This is a genomic window from Tamlana sedimenti (assembly GCF_038148895.1).
Taxonomy (GTDB): domain Bacteria; phylum Bacteroidota; class Bacteroidia; order Flavobacteriales; family Flavobacteriaceae; genus Tamlana.
This window is the reverse complement of record NZ_JBBVGQ010000001.1, coordinates 1,332,014-1,350,478: the sequence shown is the minus strand read 5'-3', so window position 1 is coordinate 1,350,478 and position 18,465 is coordinate 1,332,014. Positions and strand designations below refer to the sequence as shown.

The 18,465-nt window shown below is 37.0% G+C and carries 13 protein-coding genes; 10 read left to right on the top strand and 3 right to left on the bottom strand.

The features are described from left to right. Positions 1–366: 366 nt before the first annotated feature. Entirely contained in the window at positions 367–1,620 is a 1,254-nt protein-coding gene (metK, locus tag WJN01_RS05905; protein WP_445196208.1) for a methionine adenosyltransferase, read from the top strand. Positions 1,621–1,777: 157 nt separating this feature from the next. Here the strand turns inward: metK and WJN01_RS05900 are convergent, their stop codons facing one another. Then, positions 1,778–4,282: a DUF5686 and carboxypeptidase-like regulatory domain-containing protein gene (locus WJN01_RS05900; RefSeq protein WP_445196207.1), complete on the bottom strand. Its 2,505-nt coding sequence runs from the start codon at positions 4,280–4,282 to the stop codon at positions 1,778–1,780. A gap of 137 nt (positions 4,283–4,419) precedes the next feature. Then, the gene (locus tag WJN01_RS05895) at positions 4,420–5,400 is read right to left on the bottom strand and encodes a pyruvate dehydrogenase complex E1 component subunit beta (RefSeq protein ID WP_445196206.1); all 981 of its coding nucleotides are present in this window, start codon (positions 5,398–5,400) and stop codon (positions 4,420–4,422) included. Positions 5,401–5,557: 157 nt separating this feature from the next. Here WJN01_RS05895 and WJN01_RS05890 point away from each other — a divergent pair, with 157 nt between their 5' ends. The 6 genes from WJN01_RS05890 to WJN01_RS05865 all read left to right on the top strand — a co-directional run bounded on the left by WJN01_RS05890 (position 5,558) and on the right by WJN01_RS05865 (position 14,371). After that, positions 5,558–6,304, top strand: coding sequence for an electron transfer flavoprotein subunit beta/FixA family protein (locus WJN01_RS05890; RefSeq protein WP_445196205.1), 747 nt, complete (start codon positions 5,558–5,560; stop codon positions 6,302–6,304). Positions 6,305–6,407: 103 nt separating this feature from the next. Further along, positions 6,408–7,367 (top strand): electron transfer flavoprotein subunit alpha/FixB family protein, encoded by a 960-nt coding sequence (locus tag WJN01_RS05885; RefSeq protein WP_445196204.1) that lies wholly within the window; start codon positions 6,408–6,410, stop codon positions 7,365–7,367. 172 nt (positions 7,368–7,539) lie between these two features. Beyond that, on the top strand, positions 7,540–8,163 hold the full coding sequence (locus WJN01_RS05880) for a bifunctional nuclease family protein (RefSeq protein ID WP_445196203.1): 624 nt from the start codon (positions 7,540–7,542) through the stop codon (positions 8,161–8,163). Between the two features lie 16 nt (positions 8,164–8,179). Further along, on the top strand, positions 8,180–9,709 hold the full coding sequence (locus WJN01_RS05875) for a NupC/NupG family nucleoside CNT transporter (RefSeq protein ID WP_445196202.1): 1,530 nt from the start codon (positions 8,180–8,182) through the stop codon (positions 9,707–9,709). A 269-nt stretch (positions 9,710–9,978) separates the two neighbouring features. After that, positions 9,979–13,323, top strand: coding sequence for a T9SS type A sorting domain-containing protein (locus WJN01_RS05870; RefSeq protein ID WP_445196201.1), 3,345 nt, complete (start codon positions 9,979–9,981; stop codon positions 13,321–13,323). Positions 13,324–13,546: 223 nt separating this feature from the next. Next, positions 13,547–14,371: a thymidylate synthase gene (locus WJN01_RS05865; RefSeq protein ID WP_445196200.1), complete on the top strand. Its 825-nt coding sequence runs from the start codon at positions 13,547–13,549 to the stop codon at positions 14,369–14,371. A gap of 58 nt (positions 14,372–14,429) precedes the next feature. Here WJN01_RS05865 and WJN01_RS05860 read toward each other — a convergent pair whose 3' ends face one another. Next, positions 14,430–14,726, bottom strand: coding sequence for an isoamylase early set domain-containing protein (locus tag WJN01_RS05860; RefSeq protein ID WP_445196199.1), 297 nt, complete (start codon positions 14,724–14,726; stop codon positions 14,430–14,432). 318 nt (positions 14,727–15,044) lie between these two features. On the opposite strand from WJN01_RS05860, the gene WJN01_RS05855 reads away from it, so the two are divergent. The 3 genes from WJN01_RS05855 (at position 15,045) to WJN01_RS05845 (ending at position 18,355) form a co-directional block, all read left to right on the top strand. Further along, positions 15,045–15,977 (top strand): dihydrofolate reductase, encoded by a 933-nt coding sequence (locus WJN01_RS05855; protein ID WP_445196198.1) that lies wholly within the window; start codon positions 15,045–15,047, stop codon positions 15,975–15,977. A 134-nt stretch (positions 15,978–16,111) separates the two neighbouring features. Continuing rightward, entirely contained in the window at positions 16,112–17,503 is a 1,392-nt protein-coding gene (locus tag WJN01_RS05850) for a high affinity choline transporter 1 (RefSeq protein WP_445196197.1), read from the top strand. 96 nt (positions 17,504–17,599) lie between these two features. Next, positions 17,600–18,355, top strand: coding sequence for a hypothetical protein (locus WJN01_RS05845; RefSeq protein ID WP_445196196.1), 756 nt, complete (start codon positions 17,600–17,602; stop codon positions 18,353–18,355). Positions 18,356–18,465 lie beyond the last annotated feature (110 nt).

The following is an 18,465-nucleotide window of genomic DNA, read 5'->3' as shown; positions in this document are numbered from 1 at the left end:
CTACTAGCCCAGTGAAATAATGACACCGACAACCGTAAAAATGATATTTGATACTTGCTTTTTCATTTGGTGCCGCAAATATTTGCAAATAATTTTTAACTACCAATTATTTTGGAAAAAAAGCGGGGTATGACGAGGCCATTTCAATAAATAGATTGAATTGGTGCTGGGTCTATTTTTTAGGCAAATATTAACGTCCATTTTCCATTATTTTTTTACTTTTGCCCAACCAAAAACAATAAGAGGAAAGATTTGACTGATTGCAACCTCTTTGTGGCGTAACAGATACGGCACAAGCAAAAATGCTAAAGGCAGTGCACACTTCCTTGGACGTTATCCGTCAAATCTTGCAATAAAATAAAAAATATGGCTTATTTATTTACTTCAGAAAGTGTTTCTGAAGGTCACCCAGACAAAGTTGCAGACCAAATTAGCGATGCGTTAATCGACAATTTTTTAGCTTTTGACAAAGAATCCAAAGTAGCCTGCGAAACTTTGGTTACAACAGGACAAGTTATTCTTGCTGGTGAGGTTAAATCGCACACCTATTTGGATGTTCAAAAAATTGCGCGCGATACCATCAATAAAATTGGCTACACCAAAGGCGAATACATGTTTGATGGTAATTCTTGTGGTGTGCTTTCGGCTATCCATGAGCAATCTGAAGACATTAACCAAGGTGTTGACCGTGGCAAAAAAGAAGAGCAAGGTGCTGGCGACCAGGGCATGATGTTTGGCTATGCCTCCAACGAAACGGAAAACTTTATGCCATTGGCCTTAGATTTATCGCATAGAATTTTAAAGGAACTTGCTGCATTGCGCAGGGAGAACAAAGAGATTACTTACCTGCGCCCAGACAGCAAAAGCCAGGTAACCATTGAATATAGCGACGACAATATTCCGCAACGTATTGACGCCATAGTGGTATCGACCCAGCACGACGATTTTGCCGATGACGAAACCATGTTGGCAAAAATCAGAAAAGACGTTGTTGATATCTTGATTCCGCGAGTGGTTGCTAAACTTCCTGAATCCATTCAAAAATTATTTAACAGCGACATAAAATACCACATCAACCCAACAGGAAAATTTGTTATCGGTGGCCCCCACGGCGATACCGGGTTAACAGGCCGTAAAATTATAGTGGACACTTATGGCGGAAAAGGCGCCCATGGTGGCGGGGCATTTTCTGGAAAAGACCCAAGTAAGGTAGACCGTAGTGCTGCTTACGCGACGCGCCATATCGCCAAAAATCTAGTGGCTGCTGGTGTTGCCGACGAAGTTTTGGTACAGGTTAGCTATGCTATTGGCGTGGTAGAACCTATGGGTATTTTTATTGACACCTATGGCACTTGCCCGTTTAATATGACAGATGGTGAAATTGCTGAAAAAGTTTCTGAGATTTTTGATATGCGTCCGTTTGCCATAGAAGAGCGCTTAAAACTACGTTCGCCCATGTACAGTGAAACGGCTGCTTATGGCCATATGGGTAGACAAAACGAAACTGTTACCAAAACCTTTTCACAGCCTAACGGCGAAACCGTTACACTTGATGTTGAATTGTTTACTTGGGAAAAGCTGGATTATGTTGAGAAAGTAAAAGCAGTTTTTGGGTTGTAAAAATTTATCCAATTAAGAATTAATAAAAAAGCCTTATGATTTTTCATAGGGCTTTTTTATTGGCCATTATTGACTTTGTAAAAAATTTCAACTACCTTCGTTTAACTACCGATACAGATAATTAAAAAAACCCATATCTTAAAGTTAAACGAACTTACTAAAAATAAAACCCAAAACTTCCGGTAACCCCAAATTTTCGGGCATTGGGGTATAGTTGAGCATCTTTATAATTTCCCCTAAAATTAAAGTCTATTCTAAACACTTTAAAAATATTACCAACACCCAAACTATATTCGTAATAAGGTTTGTTTGATGGTGCCACCAAATCAATGTTATTGGGGTTATTGGTGGTGTTTAAGGCAATATTTTCATCTGAAATCTCGCCCCAAGCCCCACGTAAGCTCACAATTTCGCGCAAGTTTAGTTTTCGTAAAAAAGGAATTCTTGAAAACAGGCGGCCATTAAAATTATGCTCAAAATGAAACGAGGCATAAGTATCGGTTACAAACTCATAAAAATCGAGTTGCGAAAAAGTATTGTAAATTGAAAAATACGATTGGTTACCGGGGATAACGCTCAACAAACCAAGTGGCACTTCGCCAAAGGTTTTACCGGCCTCTAATGTTGTGGTTAATCTACCGAAACCGCCAATTTGCCATGGCTGAACATAAGAAAACTGCAATTTGGTATAATCAAAATCACTATTCAAAACCGATTTATCGCCTAAACTCACTTGGGCAAACAAGCGGGCAAAATCGTCGTTGGCAATTCGTCGTTCCACACCAAAACCGGTCATTTTTCGTTTTGGAAAATATGAAAGCGACAAAGTAGACTCAAACTGCTTAATCTCAGAAGCCACTCCAGTAGCCGTATTATAGTCTAAACTAAAGGTTGACGAAGCGGACTCCAATGTACGGTAATTGCCCCCCAATCTAAAAATGACGTTGCGCCAAGGCTCCGCTTGCACTGCCAAACTCGTTAAATTGATGGTGGTTAGTTTATCGTTGACACTTGTTCCAACCACTGCCGACGAAGCCAGACTCCTTCCCAAAACATCAGTACTAGTGGTTAAACTAGCACCTATTTGCTCTACATCGCGCCTATTGCCTCCAGAAATTATGAGTCGGCTTTTTCTATCAATCAGCCATTTGCCCGAAATACCATATTTAAACTTATCGTCATCAAAACCATAGGCCAAAAAACCTTCCAATCGCCAAGGGTCATTGGGTCCAAAATAGGTACGCCCACCTGTTCTTAGCCGTAAACCTTCCACCTCATTAAATCCAAAAGTTGAAAAAATAGGCCCGTAATCCAACGGTAAGGTATTGAACTCAATATAACCCGATGCCAAAATGCTTCCTAAATTGTAAAGCCGTTTAAACTTCTTAACAGTTTTTAGGGTGTCCAACATTTTGTAAACGCCCTTTTCGTCTTTGTTTAGTTCTTCCAAACGGTTTTCTGACCAAAAGCTTTCATCTCTATTATAAACATCCTCGTGATAGTTGGTGACTTCCTTTTCGTAGAATTTCTTATCCAACTCAATGTCAAACTTGTAATTATCGTAAAGCGTGGTTCGCTTTCCATAAATGCCTCTGGATTTTTCTTTTTTATTGAATGCAAAGTCACTCATCATATAATCGCGCTTTACAAGGAAAAGAGAATCGTTCAGCACTTCAAATTCCTGTTCAATATATATTTCTTTAACCCAGTTAATATTGGCACTTTTTGAAGCCTGAAGATTAATTTCCTTGATGGCATACGTGGTATCGGCCACCCAAAAATCACCCTTAAAGGTTAGTTCGTTTTTACGCCTCGGGTAGTAAATGATGTTGTAGCACCACTTATTATCTATAAAGGCGCTATCAGAAAGCACATAATTATAAGTACTAACACCCGTTCTGGATAATGGACTCACAAAACTTTTATCAAAGAATTTCAGATAGTTATCGTAAACATTAAAATCGGAATACAGGTCATCAACAAAATCAATAATCACTTGGTTATCGCTGAAACCAGAGTTTTTGTTTCCTTTTAATACTTCTTTTGTTTTACTCATCACATTATCGCCGTAAACTTGCGAAACCGCTTCGTTTATAAACATGGGCAAATAGGTTTTGCCAGTAACCCTAGAAGTGTCCACTTCATTAAAAACAAACTCCATACCTTTAAACATCTTGCTTCTAATCAGGGCGCTATCAATGGTATTTAAATCGAATTCAACCTTTTCATACTTATCGTATTGATATTGTTTAAATTGTTTTAGGCCATTACTGCGTTTATTTGCCCATATTTTTTTAAGCAAATCTATGGCCGGATTGTTCTTTTTGGGCTGTTTACCGGAAATAATCACAACTTGATCTAGTTGGGCAGCTTCTTCCTTTAAAATAAATTTCAAATCGTAATTCACCTTTTTTTCCAAAGGAATATTCAATGTTTCGTAACCGATAAAAGATACGGTCAAGGCATCCCATGTTTCATCAGATTCTAAATAAAACCGCCCATCTTCATTGGTAATGGTTCCTGTTGTTGACCCTTTAAAAATTATAGTAGCAAAAGCAACAGGGGTGTCGAATTCATCAAAAACATAACCGCTGACCTTTGTTTGGGCAAAGGCAGAAAAAATTCCGAAAAAGAAAATGAAAATTAGCAGTTTTAGGTTCATTCAGGGTAACGTATTAAGAAATGGGGTAATGGGGTTTTAGCGCAAATATACAAATAGACTATTTAAGTTTTATAAAACAAAAAACTTCATTAACATTTACGCCAATGAAGTCTTTATATTCTCTAAAGAATTGTTTCCTATAATTTATACATTACCTTTTTAACCGCCTTGATAACATCTTCATGATTTGGCAACCATTCTGCCAACAATACTGGTGAGTAAGGTGCAGGTGTATCGGCTGTATTTATTTTTACAACTGGCGCATCTAAATAATCAAATGCTTCAGATTGAACTAAATAAGTGATTTCAGTAGCTACGTTGCCAAATGGCCAAGCTTCTTCAAGCACTACCAAACGGTTTGTTTTTTTAACAGAATCCACAATGGCTTTTCTGTCCATAGGGCGAACGGTACGCAAATCAATAATTTCACAAGAAATGCCTTCCTTTTCAAGTTCGTCAGCTGCTTTAAAAGCTTCTTTTATTATTTTTCCAAAAGAAACGATGGTTACATCGGTTCCTTCTCGTTTAATATCTGCAACACCAAGTGGCACAATGTATTCGCCTTCTGGCACTTCACCTTTATCGCCATACATTTGCTCACTTTCCATGAAAATTACTGGGTCATCATCACGAATGGATGCCTTTAAAAGTCCTTTGGCGTCATAAGGGTTTGAAGGTACAACCACCTTTAAACCTGGTGTGTTGGCAAACCAGTTTTCAAATGCTTGTGAATGCGTTGCTCCCAATTGTCCTGCAGAAGCTGTTGGGCCACGAAAAACAATAGGGCACTTAAACTGCCCACCAGACATTTGTCTGATTTTTGCGGCGTTGTTTATAATTTGGTCAATTCCAACTAAAGAGAAGTTGAAGGTCATGTACTCTACTATAGGGCGGTTTCCTGTCATAGTTGAACCGATGGCTATCCCCGCAAAACCAAGCTCTGCAATAGGCGTATCGATTACACGTTTAGGGCCAAATTCGTCCAACATACCTTTTGAGGCTTTATAAGCTCCGTTATATTCGGCTACCTCTTCACCCATTAAGTAAATGCTCTCATCTCGGCGCATCTCTTCGCTCATGGCTTCGCAAATGGCTTCTCTAAATTGAATTGTTTTCATTAAAAAAATTTTAAATGGAGAAGCAAAAATAACAATAAAAGGCGGATGTTCTAGTAACATTTTTTTAAAATTTACTATGCACGCATAGTAAATATTCAGAATAAAATAATTACCTTCGTATCCTGAAAAAAATAAGACCTTTTAACTTCAAAATATTATGAAAATATTAGTGTGTATAAGTCATGTACCAGACACTACATCAAAGATTAATTTTACCGATGGCGACACCAAATTCGACACAAATGGTGTACAGTTTGTCATCAACCCAAATGATGAATTTGGCTTAACCCGCGCCATGTGGTTTAAAGAAAAACAAGGTGCAACGGTTACCGTTGTAAATGTTGGCGGTGCTGAAACTGAACCTACTTTACGTAAAGCCTTGGCTATAGGCGCCGATGCCGCCATTCGTGTAAATACGGCAGCTACCGATGGGTTTTCAGTGGCTAAACAATTGGCCAATGTGGTTAAAGATGGTGGCTACGATTTGGTTATTGCTGGTCGCGAATCTATAGATTACAATGGCGGTATGGTTCCCGGCATGTTGGCTGGCCTAACAGGAGCCAACTTTATAAATAACTGTATTGCTCTAGAAGTTGATGAAACTGCTGCAAAAGCCACTCGAGAAATTGATGGCGGCAAAGAAACGGTTTCAACTTCATTGCCTTTGGTTATTGGTGGACAAAAAGGTTTGGTAAACGAAAGTGATTTGCGCATACCAAATATGCGAGGTATCATGATGGCAAGACAAAAACCATTGACTGTGGTTGAACCTGTTAATGCCAATGCTGAAACCACATCGGTTTCCTTTGAAAAACCTGCTCCAAAAGGTGCGGTTACATTGGTATCTCCAGACAATTTAGACGAATTGGTAAACCTACTTCACAACGAAGCCAAAGTGATTTAGCTGGCTAAATCATTCCGAACTTGTTTCGGAATATTTTAAAAAGTCAGAAGAAATAATAATGAGTTCCTGAAACACGTTCAGGAAAAAAATTAAAGAAATTTTTATGTCAGTTTTAGTATATACAGAATCAGAACAAGGTAAATTTAAAAAAGCAGCTTTCGAAGTTGCTTCCTACGCCAAAGCAGTTGCCTCCCAGCTCGGAACTACGGTAACAGCTGTAGCCATAAATGTGAACGACACTTCAGCATTGGGTAACTATGGTGTGGACAAAGTTTTAAACGTAAAAAACAGCCAGTTAGATAAATTTAATGCCAATGCATTTGCTTCAGTCATCAAACAGGCCGCAGAAAAAGAAGGCACTAAAGTGGTTATTATAAGTTCTAGTGCAGATAGCAAATATTTAGCGCCTCTATTGGCAGTGGGCCTAAATGCAGGTTACGCATCCAATGTGGTTGATGTACCTTCCAGCACCAGTCCTTTTACAGTAAAACGTTCGGCATTTACCAATAAAGCATTCGAAAACACCCAAATTAATACCGATATTAAAATTGTTGGGGTTTCAAATAATTCACATGGTTTGGTTGAAAGTGGCGGCAGCGCTTCTTCAGAAGACTTCTCTCCTTCCATTCCAGAATTAAAGGTTAAAGTAGAATCTGTTGATAAGGCAACTGACAAAGTTACCATTGCCGATGCCGAAATTGTTGTTTCTGGCGGAAGAGGTTTAAAAGGCCCTGAAAATTGGGGCATGATTGAAGAACTGGCTGATGTTTTAGGTGCAGCTACCGCATGCTCAAAACCTGTTTCAGACTTAGGTTGGAGACCCCATAGCGAACACGTTGGACAAACAGGGAAACCCGTAGCTTCAAATTTATACATCGCCATAGGTATATCTGGAGCAATTCAACATTTGGCCGGAATTAATGCATCGAAAGTAAAAGTGGTTATCAATACAGATTCTGAAGCGCCCTTCTTTAAAGCCGCAGATTACGGCGTTGTGGGTGATGCTTTTCAGGTAGTTCCAGAACTCATCGAAAAATTAAAAGCTTTTAAAGCGCAACAGTAAATCGGCTCGATATAAGTAAGCTATGCTTATAAATCTCTTTTACCGAGTAATTTATTATTTTTATAAATTGTATAGTCCTTTTTAACTGCTTAAATTAGCATTTTATATATAATTGTGTCTTGGCACTTGGTAAAGTTCTAATTTAAACAGTTCTTTGCGTTTTTAATAAATTATGAGTTTAGTACGATTAAACATAAAAGGTATTTCCTATAGCCAAACCCAAAATGGCGCTTATGCACTGATTTTAAATGAAGTAGATGGCGAACGAAAACTCCCTATCGTTATTGGCGCTTTTGAGGCACAATCTATAGCCATAGCTTTAGAAAAAGAAATTAGCCCGCCACGACCTTTAACTCATGATTTATTTAAAAATTTTGCTGATCGATTTGACATCGTTGTAAAACAAGTCATTATTCACAAATTGGTTGATGGCGTTTTTTATTCCAGTTTAATTTGTGAACGAGACAAAATTGAGGAAATCATTGATGCCCGAACCAGTGACGCCATTGCTTTGGCACTCCGTTTTCAGGCACCTATTTTCACATATAAAAACATACTTGATAAAGCGGGGATTTATTTAAAAGTGAACCCTAAAAAGGACGAAGAAAAAGAGGGCGCTGAAGATAGTATTTTAATGGATGAACTAGTTGCAAACGAGCTTGAACCCAAAGCACCGCGTGAAAATCTAAAAGGAAAAACCCTTGAAGAACTCCAAAAATTGCTTGATGAAGCTGTTGCCAAAGAAGACTACGAAAAGGCGGCACACATTCGAGACGAAATTTCCAAAAGAGAATAATACCACTTTATAACATATGAGAAAATTGCTTTTGTTTTTTGTTGCTCTATTTTTATTTTTTACTTCACCAACAGTAGCTCAAGACATTCAACAAAGCAAAATAACTGAAGAAACGACATCCAAGACAGATTTAATTTTGGTGGATTCCAGTCAATCGGTCTCCAATCAATTAAAATCCGTTGATGTACTCGAACTAGAATCCAAAAAGCCTTCCGCTAACTCATCGGAAATAATACCAAGCCAAGGTTTCTCAATGGGCAGTCTTTGGCGCGGAGTTATCGGTATGATTTCATTGGTATTTATTGCCTTTTTATTTAGTAGTAATAAACGGGCTATAAACTGGAAAGTTGTTGGTATCGGGCTGACATTTCAACTTCTAATTGCCATTGGTGTTTTAAAGATTCCTTTTATTAAAAACATTTTTGAATTTATTGGAAGCCTGTTTGTTCAGGTACTTGAATTCACACGAGCCGGCAGTAAATTCCTTTTTGAAGGCTTGGTTGTAGACATGGACACCTTCGGATTTATTTTTGCTTTTCAAGTGCTTCCAACCATCATATTCTTCTCAGCGTTAACCTCAGTTTTATTCTACTTGGGCATTATTCAAAAAGTCGTAAAAGCCATGGCTTGGTTACTTTCAAAAACCTTGAAAATTTCAGGAGCAGAAAGTTTAAGTGTTGCCGGAAATATCTTTTTGGGGCAAACCGAAGCGCCGCTTTTAATCAAAGCCTACTTGGAAAAAATGAACAAATCTGAAATGCTGTTGGTTATGATTGGTGGTATGGCAACGGTTGCAGGTGCTGTTTTAGCAGCTTATATTGGTTTTCTTGGTGGCGATGACCCATCTTTAAGATTGTTTTATGCAAAACATTTATTGGCAGCATCTGTAATGGCAGCCCCTGGAGCCATCGTTATTTCTAAAATATTGTATCCACAAACTGAAGATGTAAATACCGATGTATCTGTCTCTCAAGAAAAAATAGGTTCAAACTTTTTAGATGCCATTGCCAATGGCACAACTGAGGGGTTAAAATTAGCTGTAAATGTTGGGGCTATGTTATTGGTTTTTGTCGCCTTTATTGCCATGTTCAATGGTATTTTGGGATGGGTTGGCGATATAACCTATTTAAACGGCTGGATAGCCAATAACACGTCCTATGAAAGTTTGTCTTTAGAGTTAATTTTAGGTTATGTGTTTGCGCCTTTAATGTGGCTTATTGGTGTTGCACAGGAAGATATGGCGCTTATGGGACAGCTTTTGGGCATAAAAATCGCTGCAAGTGAATTTATCGGATATATTCAATTGGCTGATTTGAAAAATGTAGGCAGTAGTATTCATCTAACTTATGAAAAATCCATAATCATGGCCACCTATATGCTATGCGGATTTGCAAATTTTGCCTCTATCGGTATACAAATTGGCGGAATTGGTTCTTTGGCACCTGGGCAACGCAAAACCCTTTCCAGATTCGGAATAAAAGCCCTCATAGGCGGAACAATTGCTTCATTAATTTCTGCCACCATTGCTGGGATGATTATTGGGTAAGTAACTTATCACAGAAGTAATTAGAAGTCACTTATTTTAGCCATTACATCATCAAAAGACAAAATTTTCAATAAAATGGACATTTTACACACTACTTTTTGCTGATTTACACCTCATATTTGTTGATAATTATCATTTATTTTACAATCTTGTATCGATCAACTAAACTCTATAAACAACTATTATTACCATAAATTAATAGTATTGATTAAAAGCTAATGAAGACGAAAACATTTCCATTCAAAAAATTTTACCTTATACTAATAAGTTTGTTTCTCACAAACAGTTTATTCTCTCAGGATATTACCAGCGGTTTAGCACTGCGATACACTTTTAGTAATGCTACAAACAATATTGTTTCTGACGAATCAGCAAATAATTATAGTGCAATACTCAGAGGGAATGCTACGATTTCCAATAAAGATAATAACACCACTCTTAGTTTAGATGGTGGTGAAAATAATTACCTTGAAATAATAAACACAAATAACCCAGGTAATTTATTTGGAAGCTTATCGGAGTTTACTATATCGGCATGGGTATATATTAATGCAAATTCAACTTGGTGCCGTATTTTCGATTTTGGGTCTGGGACAAACAATTATTTATTTCTGGCACCTCAAGGAGGTTCTGGAAACGTGCGTTATGCTATAAAATACAATGGAACCGAAGTATCTATAGATGGTAGTAGCGCTTTGGCTATTGGCGAATGGGTTCATGTAGCAGTTAGCTATTCAGGGAGTACAGCAAGAATTTATGTAAATTCTGTTTTAGATGGCCAGGGAACCATACCCTATTCTCCGGCAACACTTGGCACAAATAATTATACGCAAAATTATTTAGGAAAGTCCCAATGGCCAGACCCTTATTTCAATGGAAATATTACTGATTTTAGAATCTATGATCGTGCACTTTCGCCAGCTGACATTAATGAACTTATATTAAATCAGTTAAGGACAAGTTTACAATCTGTTATTGATGTTGCTGAAGCATATCAAAATCCTTCAAGCGAATTAACAAATGGGATAGTAGATGCTCAAACGATACTTGCCAACGCAACATCTGCATCAGAGCTTGAGCTTGCTATTGAAAATTTAAATGATATTATATTACAATTTGAATATAACTCTGCTTCCCCAAGCAACCCTTATGACATAACATATAAAATTGTAAACCCAAGTTTTGAATCATATTTTGAAGGCTGGACCAATATTGGAATGGCATCTCAAACTAATACTGCCTTTCCGCTTAAAGATGGCAATATTTATGTTGAGAAATGGGTAACGTCAGGAAGTCAAATTCCAAATGTAAGTGTACAACAGACCATAACCGGATTGCCTACCGGGTTTTATAGCCTAACAGTTGCTGCTGGGCTTATTCAACAGTCAGGTGCTGGAGGTACTCCAACAGGTGCACATATTTTTGCAGGCGATAATACCACAGCAGTAGATACTTTTGGAGACCGTAGTGTTGACTTCTTCTTGACAAACGAAACCGTAACGATTGGTTTAAAAGCAGAAAATGCCTCAGGAAATTGGCTAAGTTGCGATAATTATAGATTACAATACAAAGGTTTTGATATTGCTGACGCAAAAACTTATCTCCAAGATTTAATCGATGCTGCAAACGCTCTATTGCCTGAAAAAATTAATGATGGAAGTCGCACAGAACTTGTAAACGCAATAGATTATGGAGAGCAAACCATAGCAAACTCATCAGCTACCCAAGAGGAAATTGCAAATGCTATTCAACTATTAATTGATAAAACAAAGAATGCTCAGGCTTCTATTGATGCTTATAATGGCTTACAAGATGCAATTGATGAAGCAACAATCATTTATGGAGATGGTAGTGGCAATGAAGCTGTAGCGCTACAGGATGCTACTAATACGGCCATAAATGTAAATAATGACTTGTCTGTGAGTACGCAAGCAGTAAATGATGCGATTAATGATTTAAACTTAGCTATTTTTAAATACCAGTTAGCAAATCCAACAGATACTGCTCCAACAGTTGTTACTAAACCTAATTATGCAAGAGGAGCAACTATGGCATTTGGCCGAAGTACGATTACTGGAATAGCGCTCACATCACTTAAAGAACATGGATTTTGTTGGAGTACAAACGAAAACCCTTCAATTACAGATAACAGAACCACAAAATATTTTACTAACAATGGAAATATTTATCATTTAGAGAATCTAGAACCATCTACTGTCTATTATATGAGGGCTTATGCCTTAACAAATGGAAATGCAGTAGGCTATGGAGAAGTAGTGAAGTTTATTACAATTCCAAAAGGAACAGTGAGTTATTCACTAAGGAGTGGCATGCCAGGCGATGTGCTAACAAGAATTGATGAGGCAATGTCAACAGCTGTTAGATATTTCAATGATCTCACTAGTATTCAAGGGCATCATTTGTCTGCAGGCTATTCATCTGGGGTTCCAACTGCAGAAGCCTCATACGGCGGTTACATGACCTTTGGACCAAACGCATCTTATCAGAGAACTGGAACAGCTCTACATGAAATGGGGCATACCATAGGTGTAGGAACCCACAGTATTTGGTATGGACCTTCTTCCCCATTAAGGGAAACAGGCTCTAGCGGACTTTGGCTAGGTAATAGAACAGACGCAGTTATTCAGTTTATTGAAAATAACACCAATAGTCATTTAACCGGTGACTCAGTCCATATGTGGCCTTATGGTATTAATGGAGCACAAGAAGATAACGGAAGTGAGTTTTTATATATAGCCAATGCCCTTGTACATCAAGCTCTTGGAGAAGACGGTTTGCCTCCAACAGGAACCTATGCTACTCCTTCGTACACTCTTAAGTTGAACAATGACACTGCTAAGTACTACATAAAAAGCGAAGGGATATCAACAGGACGGAATACTGCTTTTATAGCTGTTAATGACACAGGCAATCTAGTAAATGAAGTTATGACTCCAGACGAGGCATTAAATAATGATAAAGCCGCGTGGCACATAAATTTTAATCCAACCAATTCCTATTATACTATAAAAAATGTAGCTACAGGAAGCTATTTTACTTATAAAACCACTGGGGCCAATGGGTTTGGAACAGCAACAAGAACAAATCCTGCTTCAAATGATTATTTTCAAATGATGCAAGCGCGTGTAGAAACTACTGTTACAGTTGGAAGCAAAACGTATACGGGTAAAGGTTATTGGATAATTCATCCTGAGAGTCAACAATTCCCAACGACCTTCTCAGCAACGTCGAATACAACAACTACAACAAGTTCATTCAACATTGCAAATTCTGCAACTTTTCAACGCTGGTTATTGATGGATTCTGAAGAGGTTCAATCATTAAGCTCATTATTAAGTGTTGAAGATGAATCATTATCAACATTAAAAGTTTACCCAAACCCAACCTCAAGTAATCTAACAATACAAGGAAACGATGATTTTTTAGTAGGTGCTAAATTAAATATCTACGATATTACAGGTAGAATAATTACAAGCAAAAAACTAATCAACAATACTGCCGAACTAAATATAAATGCTTTCCCTTCTGGGATTTATTTGATGAAAATAACTAATAATGGGCAAACTCTTGTAAAACGCATTTCTAAAAAATAACACGTTTTAAAATCATAAAATCTCGAAAAAAACCTCATCTAAGAGATGAGGTTTTTTTTAAATCTAAAATCACATCTCAAACCTGAAGCGTTAATAACTTTTTAATATTTCAAGTTTAAATCCTATAAAAAATACTTCTGTTTTTATTTAAATTGCACGACGGATTCTTGAAGTTCAATCCACACTAAACCTTAAAAAGATTCCTGCCTTCGCGGGAAATATTATGAAGCAATACCACGACTTAGTAAAACACGTTTTAGAAAACGGCAACGAAAAAGGAGATCGCACAGGAACTGGCACAAAAAGTGTTTTTGGCTACCAGATGCGATTTGATTTAAGCGAAGGGTTCCCTATGGTAACCACAAAAAAACTACACTTAAAATCTATTATCTATGAGTTGTTATGGTTTTTAAAAGGTGACACTAACATTAAGTACCTTACAGAAAACGGAGTGCGGATTTGGAACGAATGGGCAGATGAAAATGGTGATTTAGGCCCTGTTTACGGCCACCAATGGCGCAACTGGAACAGTGATGAAATAGACCAAATTAAAGAGGTTGTACACACTTTAAAAAACAACCCAAACAGTCGCCGATTATTGGTTTCTGCATGGAATCCTTCCGTGCTTCCGGACACCTCAAAATCGTTTAGTGAAAATGTTGCCAATGGCAAGGCTGCTTTGCCTCCGTGCCATGCATTTTTTCAGTTTTATGTAGCTAACGGAAAATTGTCTTGCCAACTATATCAGCGTAGCGCCGATATCTTTTTGGGCGTTCCGTTTAATATTGCATCGTATGCATTATTTACGATGATGATGGCCCAAGTTTGTGGTTATGAGGCTGGTGAGTTCATTCACACCTTTGGCGATGCCCATATTTACAGCAACCACTACGAGCAATTGGAACTACAACTATCCAGAGATCTAAGACCATTGCCAAAAATGATTTTAAACCCCGAGGTAAAAGATATTTTCAGCTTTACTTTTGATGATTTTACATTGGTTGACTACAATCCACACCCACACATAAAAGGTGTTGTGGCTGTTTAAATGCAATAAAAAAGGCTTTCCAAGATGGAAAGCCCTTTAATTTTTTTTTCAGTCTTGCTTATAAGTTTATTACGCCGTTTTCTGCACCAGCAAAATCATTCCATGCATAAGCATCGGCAGCTTCGTCGTTAACGTAAACACCGTCAACAATATATTTAAACTCGTAAGAGTTTCCAGTTTCTAAATCAAAAGTACCCTTAAAAGTACCACTTTTCAATTTTTTAAGCGCTGATTTCTTAGCATTCCAGTCATTGAAAGAACCAACAACAGAAACTTTTTTTGCATCTTCCGCATCAATAGAAAAAGTAACTTTACAAACAGGTTTGCTTTTCAAATATTGTTTTTTAATAGCCATAATTTTAATTTTTAATTGTGTTGTTCAAGTGTTGTTATATGCCACAAATTTATGAAACAATTCCCTAGAGACCATTATTTATATGGCTTTACCTTTAAGAATTATCAATTTGTTAAAATGTAATCGATTAAAATTGAAGTCCATAAAAAAATAAGCGAAATATTTATTATTTCAACAATATAAAATCAAGCGTTTTCCACTGATTTTCAGGGGTTTTTGAGAAACAAAATTTTTATTGCTATTTTCTAGTCCCGTTATTGGTCAATCGCTATGATGTCAGCAAAAAAACTTTAACTTTACAGTCATTATTTTTAGCATATGTTTGGAAAGAGAAAAGCCAATCCACAAATAGATAAAGAGCAGTTAGAACTTATTGAAAATGCACAAAAGCGCATCAAGCAAAAAAAGCGTTTATACATTCATTTTGTTGTGTTCTTAATAGGTGCCCTGTTTTTAATTCTGGCCAATACGGTATTGGGCATCGGCAAGGATTTTACCATATTTGAAATCAACTGGTTTGTGTATGCTATCTTAATTTGGCTGTTTTTCTTTTTATACCATGCATTCAATGTTTTTGTAACCCATAAATTTATGGGAAAAGACTGGGAAAAGGCGCAATTGGAAAAATTGGTGGCCAAACAACAAAACCGAATTGAAAAACTAAAAGAAGGTTTTGTAAAAGAAGAAACGTTAATAGCGCAAAGCGAAGTTTACAATGACCTTGATACAAATACTCAAAAAGAAAATTCCAAAAAGAGCAAATCAGCACTGACCATTATTGCCGCTGCTGCAGAAAATGATGCCATTGGAAAAGGAAACCAACTTATATGGCATTTAAGCGACGACTTAAAACGCTTTAAATCTTTAACCAACGGGCACCACATTATTATGGGGCGAAAAACTTTTGAAAGTTTCCCAAAGCCATTGCCAAACAGAACCCATGTGGTTATTACCAGACAACCCAACTACAAAGTTCCGGCTGGTGTTATTGTTGTGAATAATTTGAAAGACGCCATTGACGCTTCAAAAAACGATTCTCAGCCCTTTATTATCGGTGGCGGAGAGATTTATGAGCAAGCTATGGGCATAGCCGATAAAATTGAATTGACCCGTGTTCATGCCACTTTTGAGGCCGACACCTTTTTTCCAAAAATTGATGAAACCATCTGGAAAGAAACCGCCAACGTTTTTCATAAAAAAGACGAAAACGACGACCACGAATTTTCGTTTATCACCTATGAGCGAAAATAAACATATTGTTGCGCTTTAATCAACAATTTGTGGTTTGAGAACTGATTAATTTTTTCAACAAAGCTCAATTTGTTAAAAAATTTGGACTACTTTAGATTATCAACACCTAAAGTCCAATCAAATAGAACTTAAATTTGATTAGTTTTTTCATCATCATCTACTTATTGGCCACACTCGGCATTGGGTTTTGGGCCTCAAAAAGAATAAAAACATCTGGCGATTTCACCCTTGCTGGAAAAAACCTAACCACATCTTTTGTTGCGGTAACCTTATTTGCTACATGGTTTGGCAGCAGCCAAATCATGGGGAATCCCGGTTATTTCATCCAAGACGGATTTTCTTCATACGTCACCTTAATTGTATCCGGAGGAATTTGCTTGTTTATAGTTGGGCAATTCTACGCACGCAAATTGTATCGGATGAATATCGTTACCGTAAACGATTTCTTCAGAATAAAGTACAACAAAAAACTTGAGCTAGCTTCGTCAATATTGATGACCTTCGCATACCCGCATTGGATTGCTGCCCAATTCGTTGCCTTGGCTTATTTATTTAATGCCGTTATGGGCGTTCCCATTACCTACGGCATTTTTATAGGTGCCACCATTGTGGTTTTGTACACCTACATTGGTGGTATGTGGGCCGTAGCTTACACCGATATGGTTCAAAGCATCATGATTCTTTTGGGCTTATCCATCCTTTTATTTGAAACCTTGAGCCGAACAGGAGGCATCGGACCTATTTTTGCAAGTCAGCCCAAAGAATTTTTCAATATTTTCCCAACTGGAGGGCTTGATGAATGGTCAGATTACATTGCACTTTTATTGGCTTTTGTAGTTGGGGCCATACCAGTACAGGAAATATACCAACGTGTGTTTTCTGCAAAAAGTGAAAAAGCTGCCCGAAACGGTCTTTTTCTCGGGGCAATTCTTTTAATTCTTATCCCCAGCATCCCTCTGTTAATTGGCTTGGGCGGTATTCAATTATATCCTGAATTAATTGGAGGTAATGATTATCAAAGTGTTATTCCAAATTTGGTAAACGCTATGACCAGCACACCTGTGCAAATACTTTTTTATGGGGCTATGATATCTGCCATTTTAAGCACCTCAAGTGGCGCCATGCTAGCTCCTGCAACGGTAATTGGAGAAAACCTTATTAGGCCATACGCCAAAAGCCTGTCGGATAAACGCCTACTGCTTTACACAAGATTAAGCGTTATTTTAATCGCTATTCTTTCCTGTTATTTTGCATTTGACGATACAGATATTGTAGGGTTGGTTGAAGCATCTTTAAGCCTAATTTTAGTTTGTCTTTTTGCGCCTTTTACCTTTGGTTTGTTTTGGAAAAAGGCTTCTGTTATTGGGGCGTGGTCTGCGATTATAATTGGCGGACTCACTTGGCTGTTTTGCTTTATTTATGATACTCGAATTGACGCCACCATTTATGGAACTGTTTCCAGTTGCTTAAGTATGGTTATTGGAAGTATTCTTTTTCAAGATAAAACCAATAACAAACCGAAATAAATTAGTTTAAATTGGTCTTGTAAAAAAATTCAACTAAATTCGTTTCGCTAAGTCATTAAAACAAAACATATCACCAAGTTCTGTACAAGCTGAAAAATGATAGTTAAAAACAAAAATTTAGATATTCCTCACGGAAATACAGTTATTTGGAGATACGTCGGATTGGATAAATTTCTAGACCTATTAATTTCTCAAGAATTGTTCTTTTCTAATGCTGCAAAAATGTCTGATAAATATGAAGGACTTATTCCAAAACGCAATCAAGACTATTTATTAAAATCAATTAAAAGTAATGGCCTTTCAAGAGAAGAAGCCGAAATTGAAAGACAAATAAGATTAAGACAGATACATTCCCTCAAAAAATTAACGCTTTTAAATTGTTGGACAATAAGCCAAAATGAATCTTACGCTTTATGGAAAATCTATCTCGGTGGCTCAAAATCTGGAGTAGCGATTAGGACAACTGTTGCAAAACTTACAAAAGCAATTAAAAACGGAAATGACTCTTTTAAAGAAGATATTTTTATCTCTAAAGTAAAATATACTGACTTTATAAAAGAAGAGCCTGAAAACAGATTTAATGTTATAACAACCAAAAATAAATTTTACGATTACGAAAAGGAATTAAGACTTTTTATATTTCATTATCCCCAATCAGAGGGCGGAATTAATCCACCATACGACGTTTCTGTTGGGAGAAGACTAAGAATTGACTTAAGCGAATTAATTGACGAAATTTATTTAAGCCCATTTGTTGGAAAATGGTTTGACAAAACCATAATTGAAATTTTAAATAAGGTAAATCCAACATTGAGTCAAAAAATTAAAAATTCAGAAATATTAGATGTATAATAGCAAGCACGCAACAATGAATAACTCGAACTGACAGTTATACGAGATCATTTAACAAAACTCTCAGAATTCCCAAAATCATAAACCACTATTTCATTAGCTTTAAACTA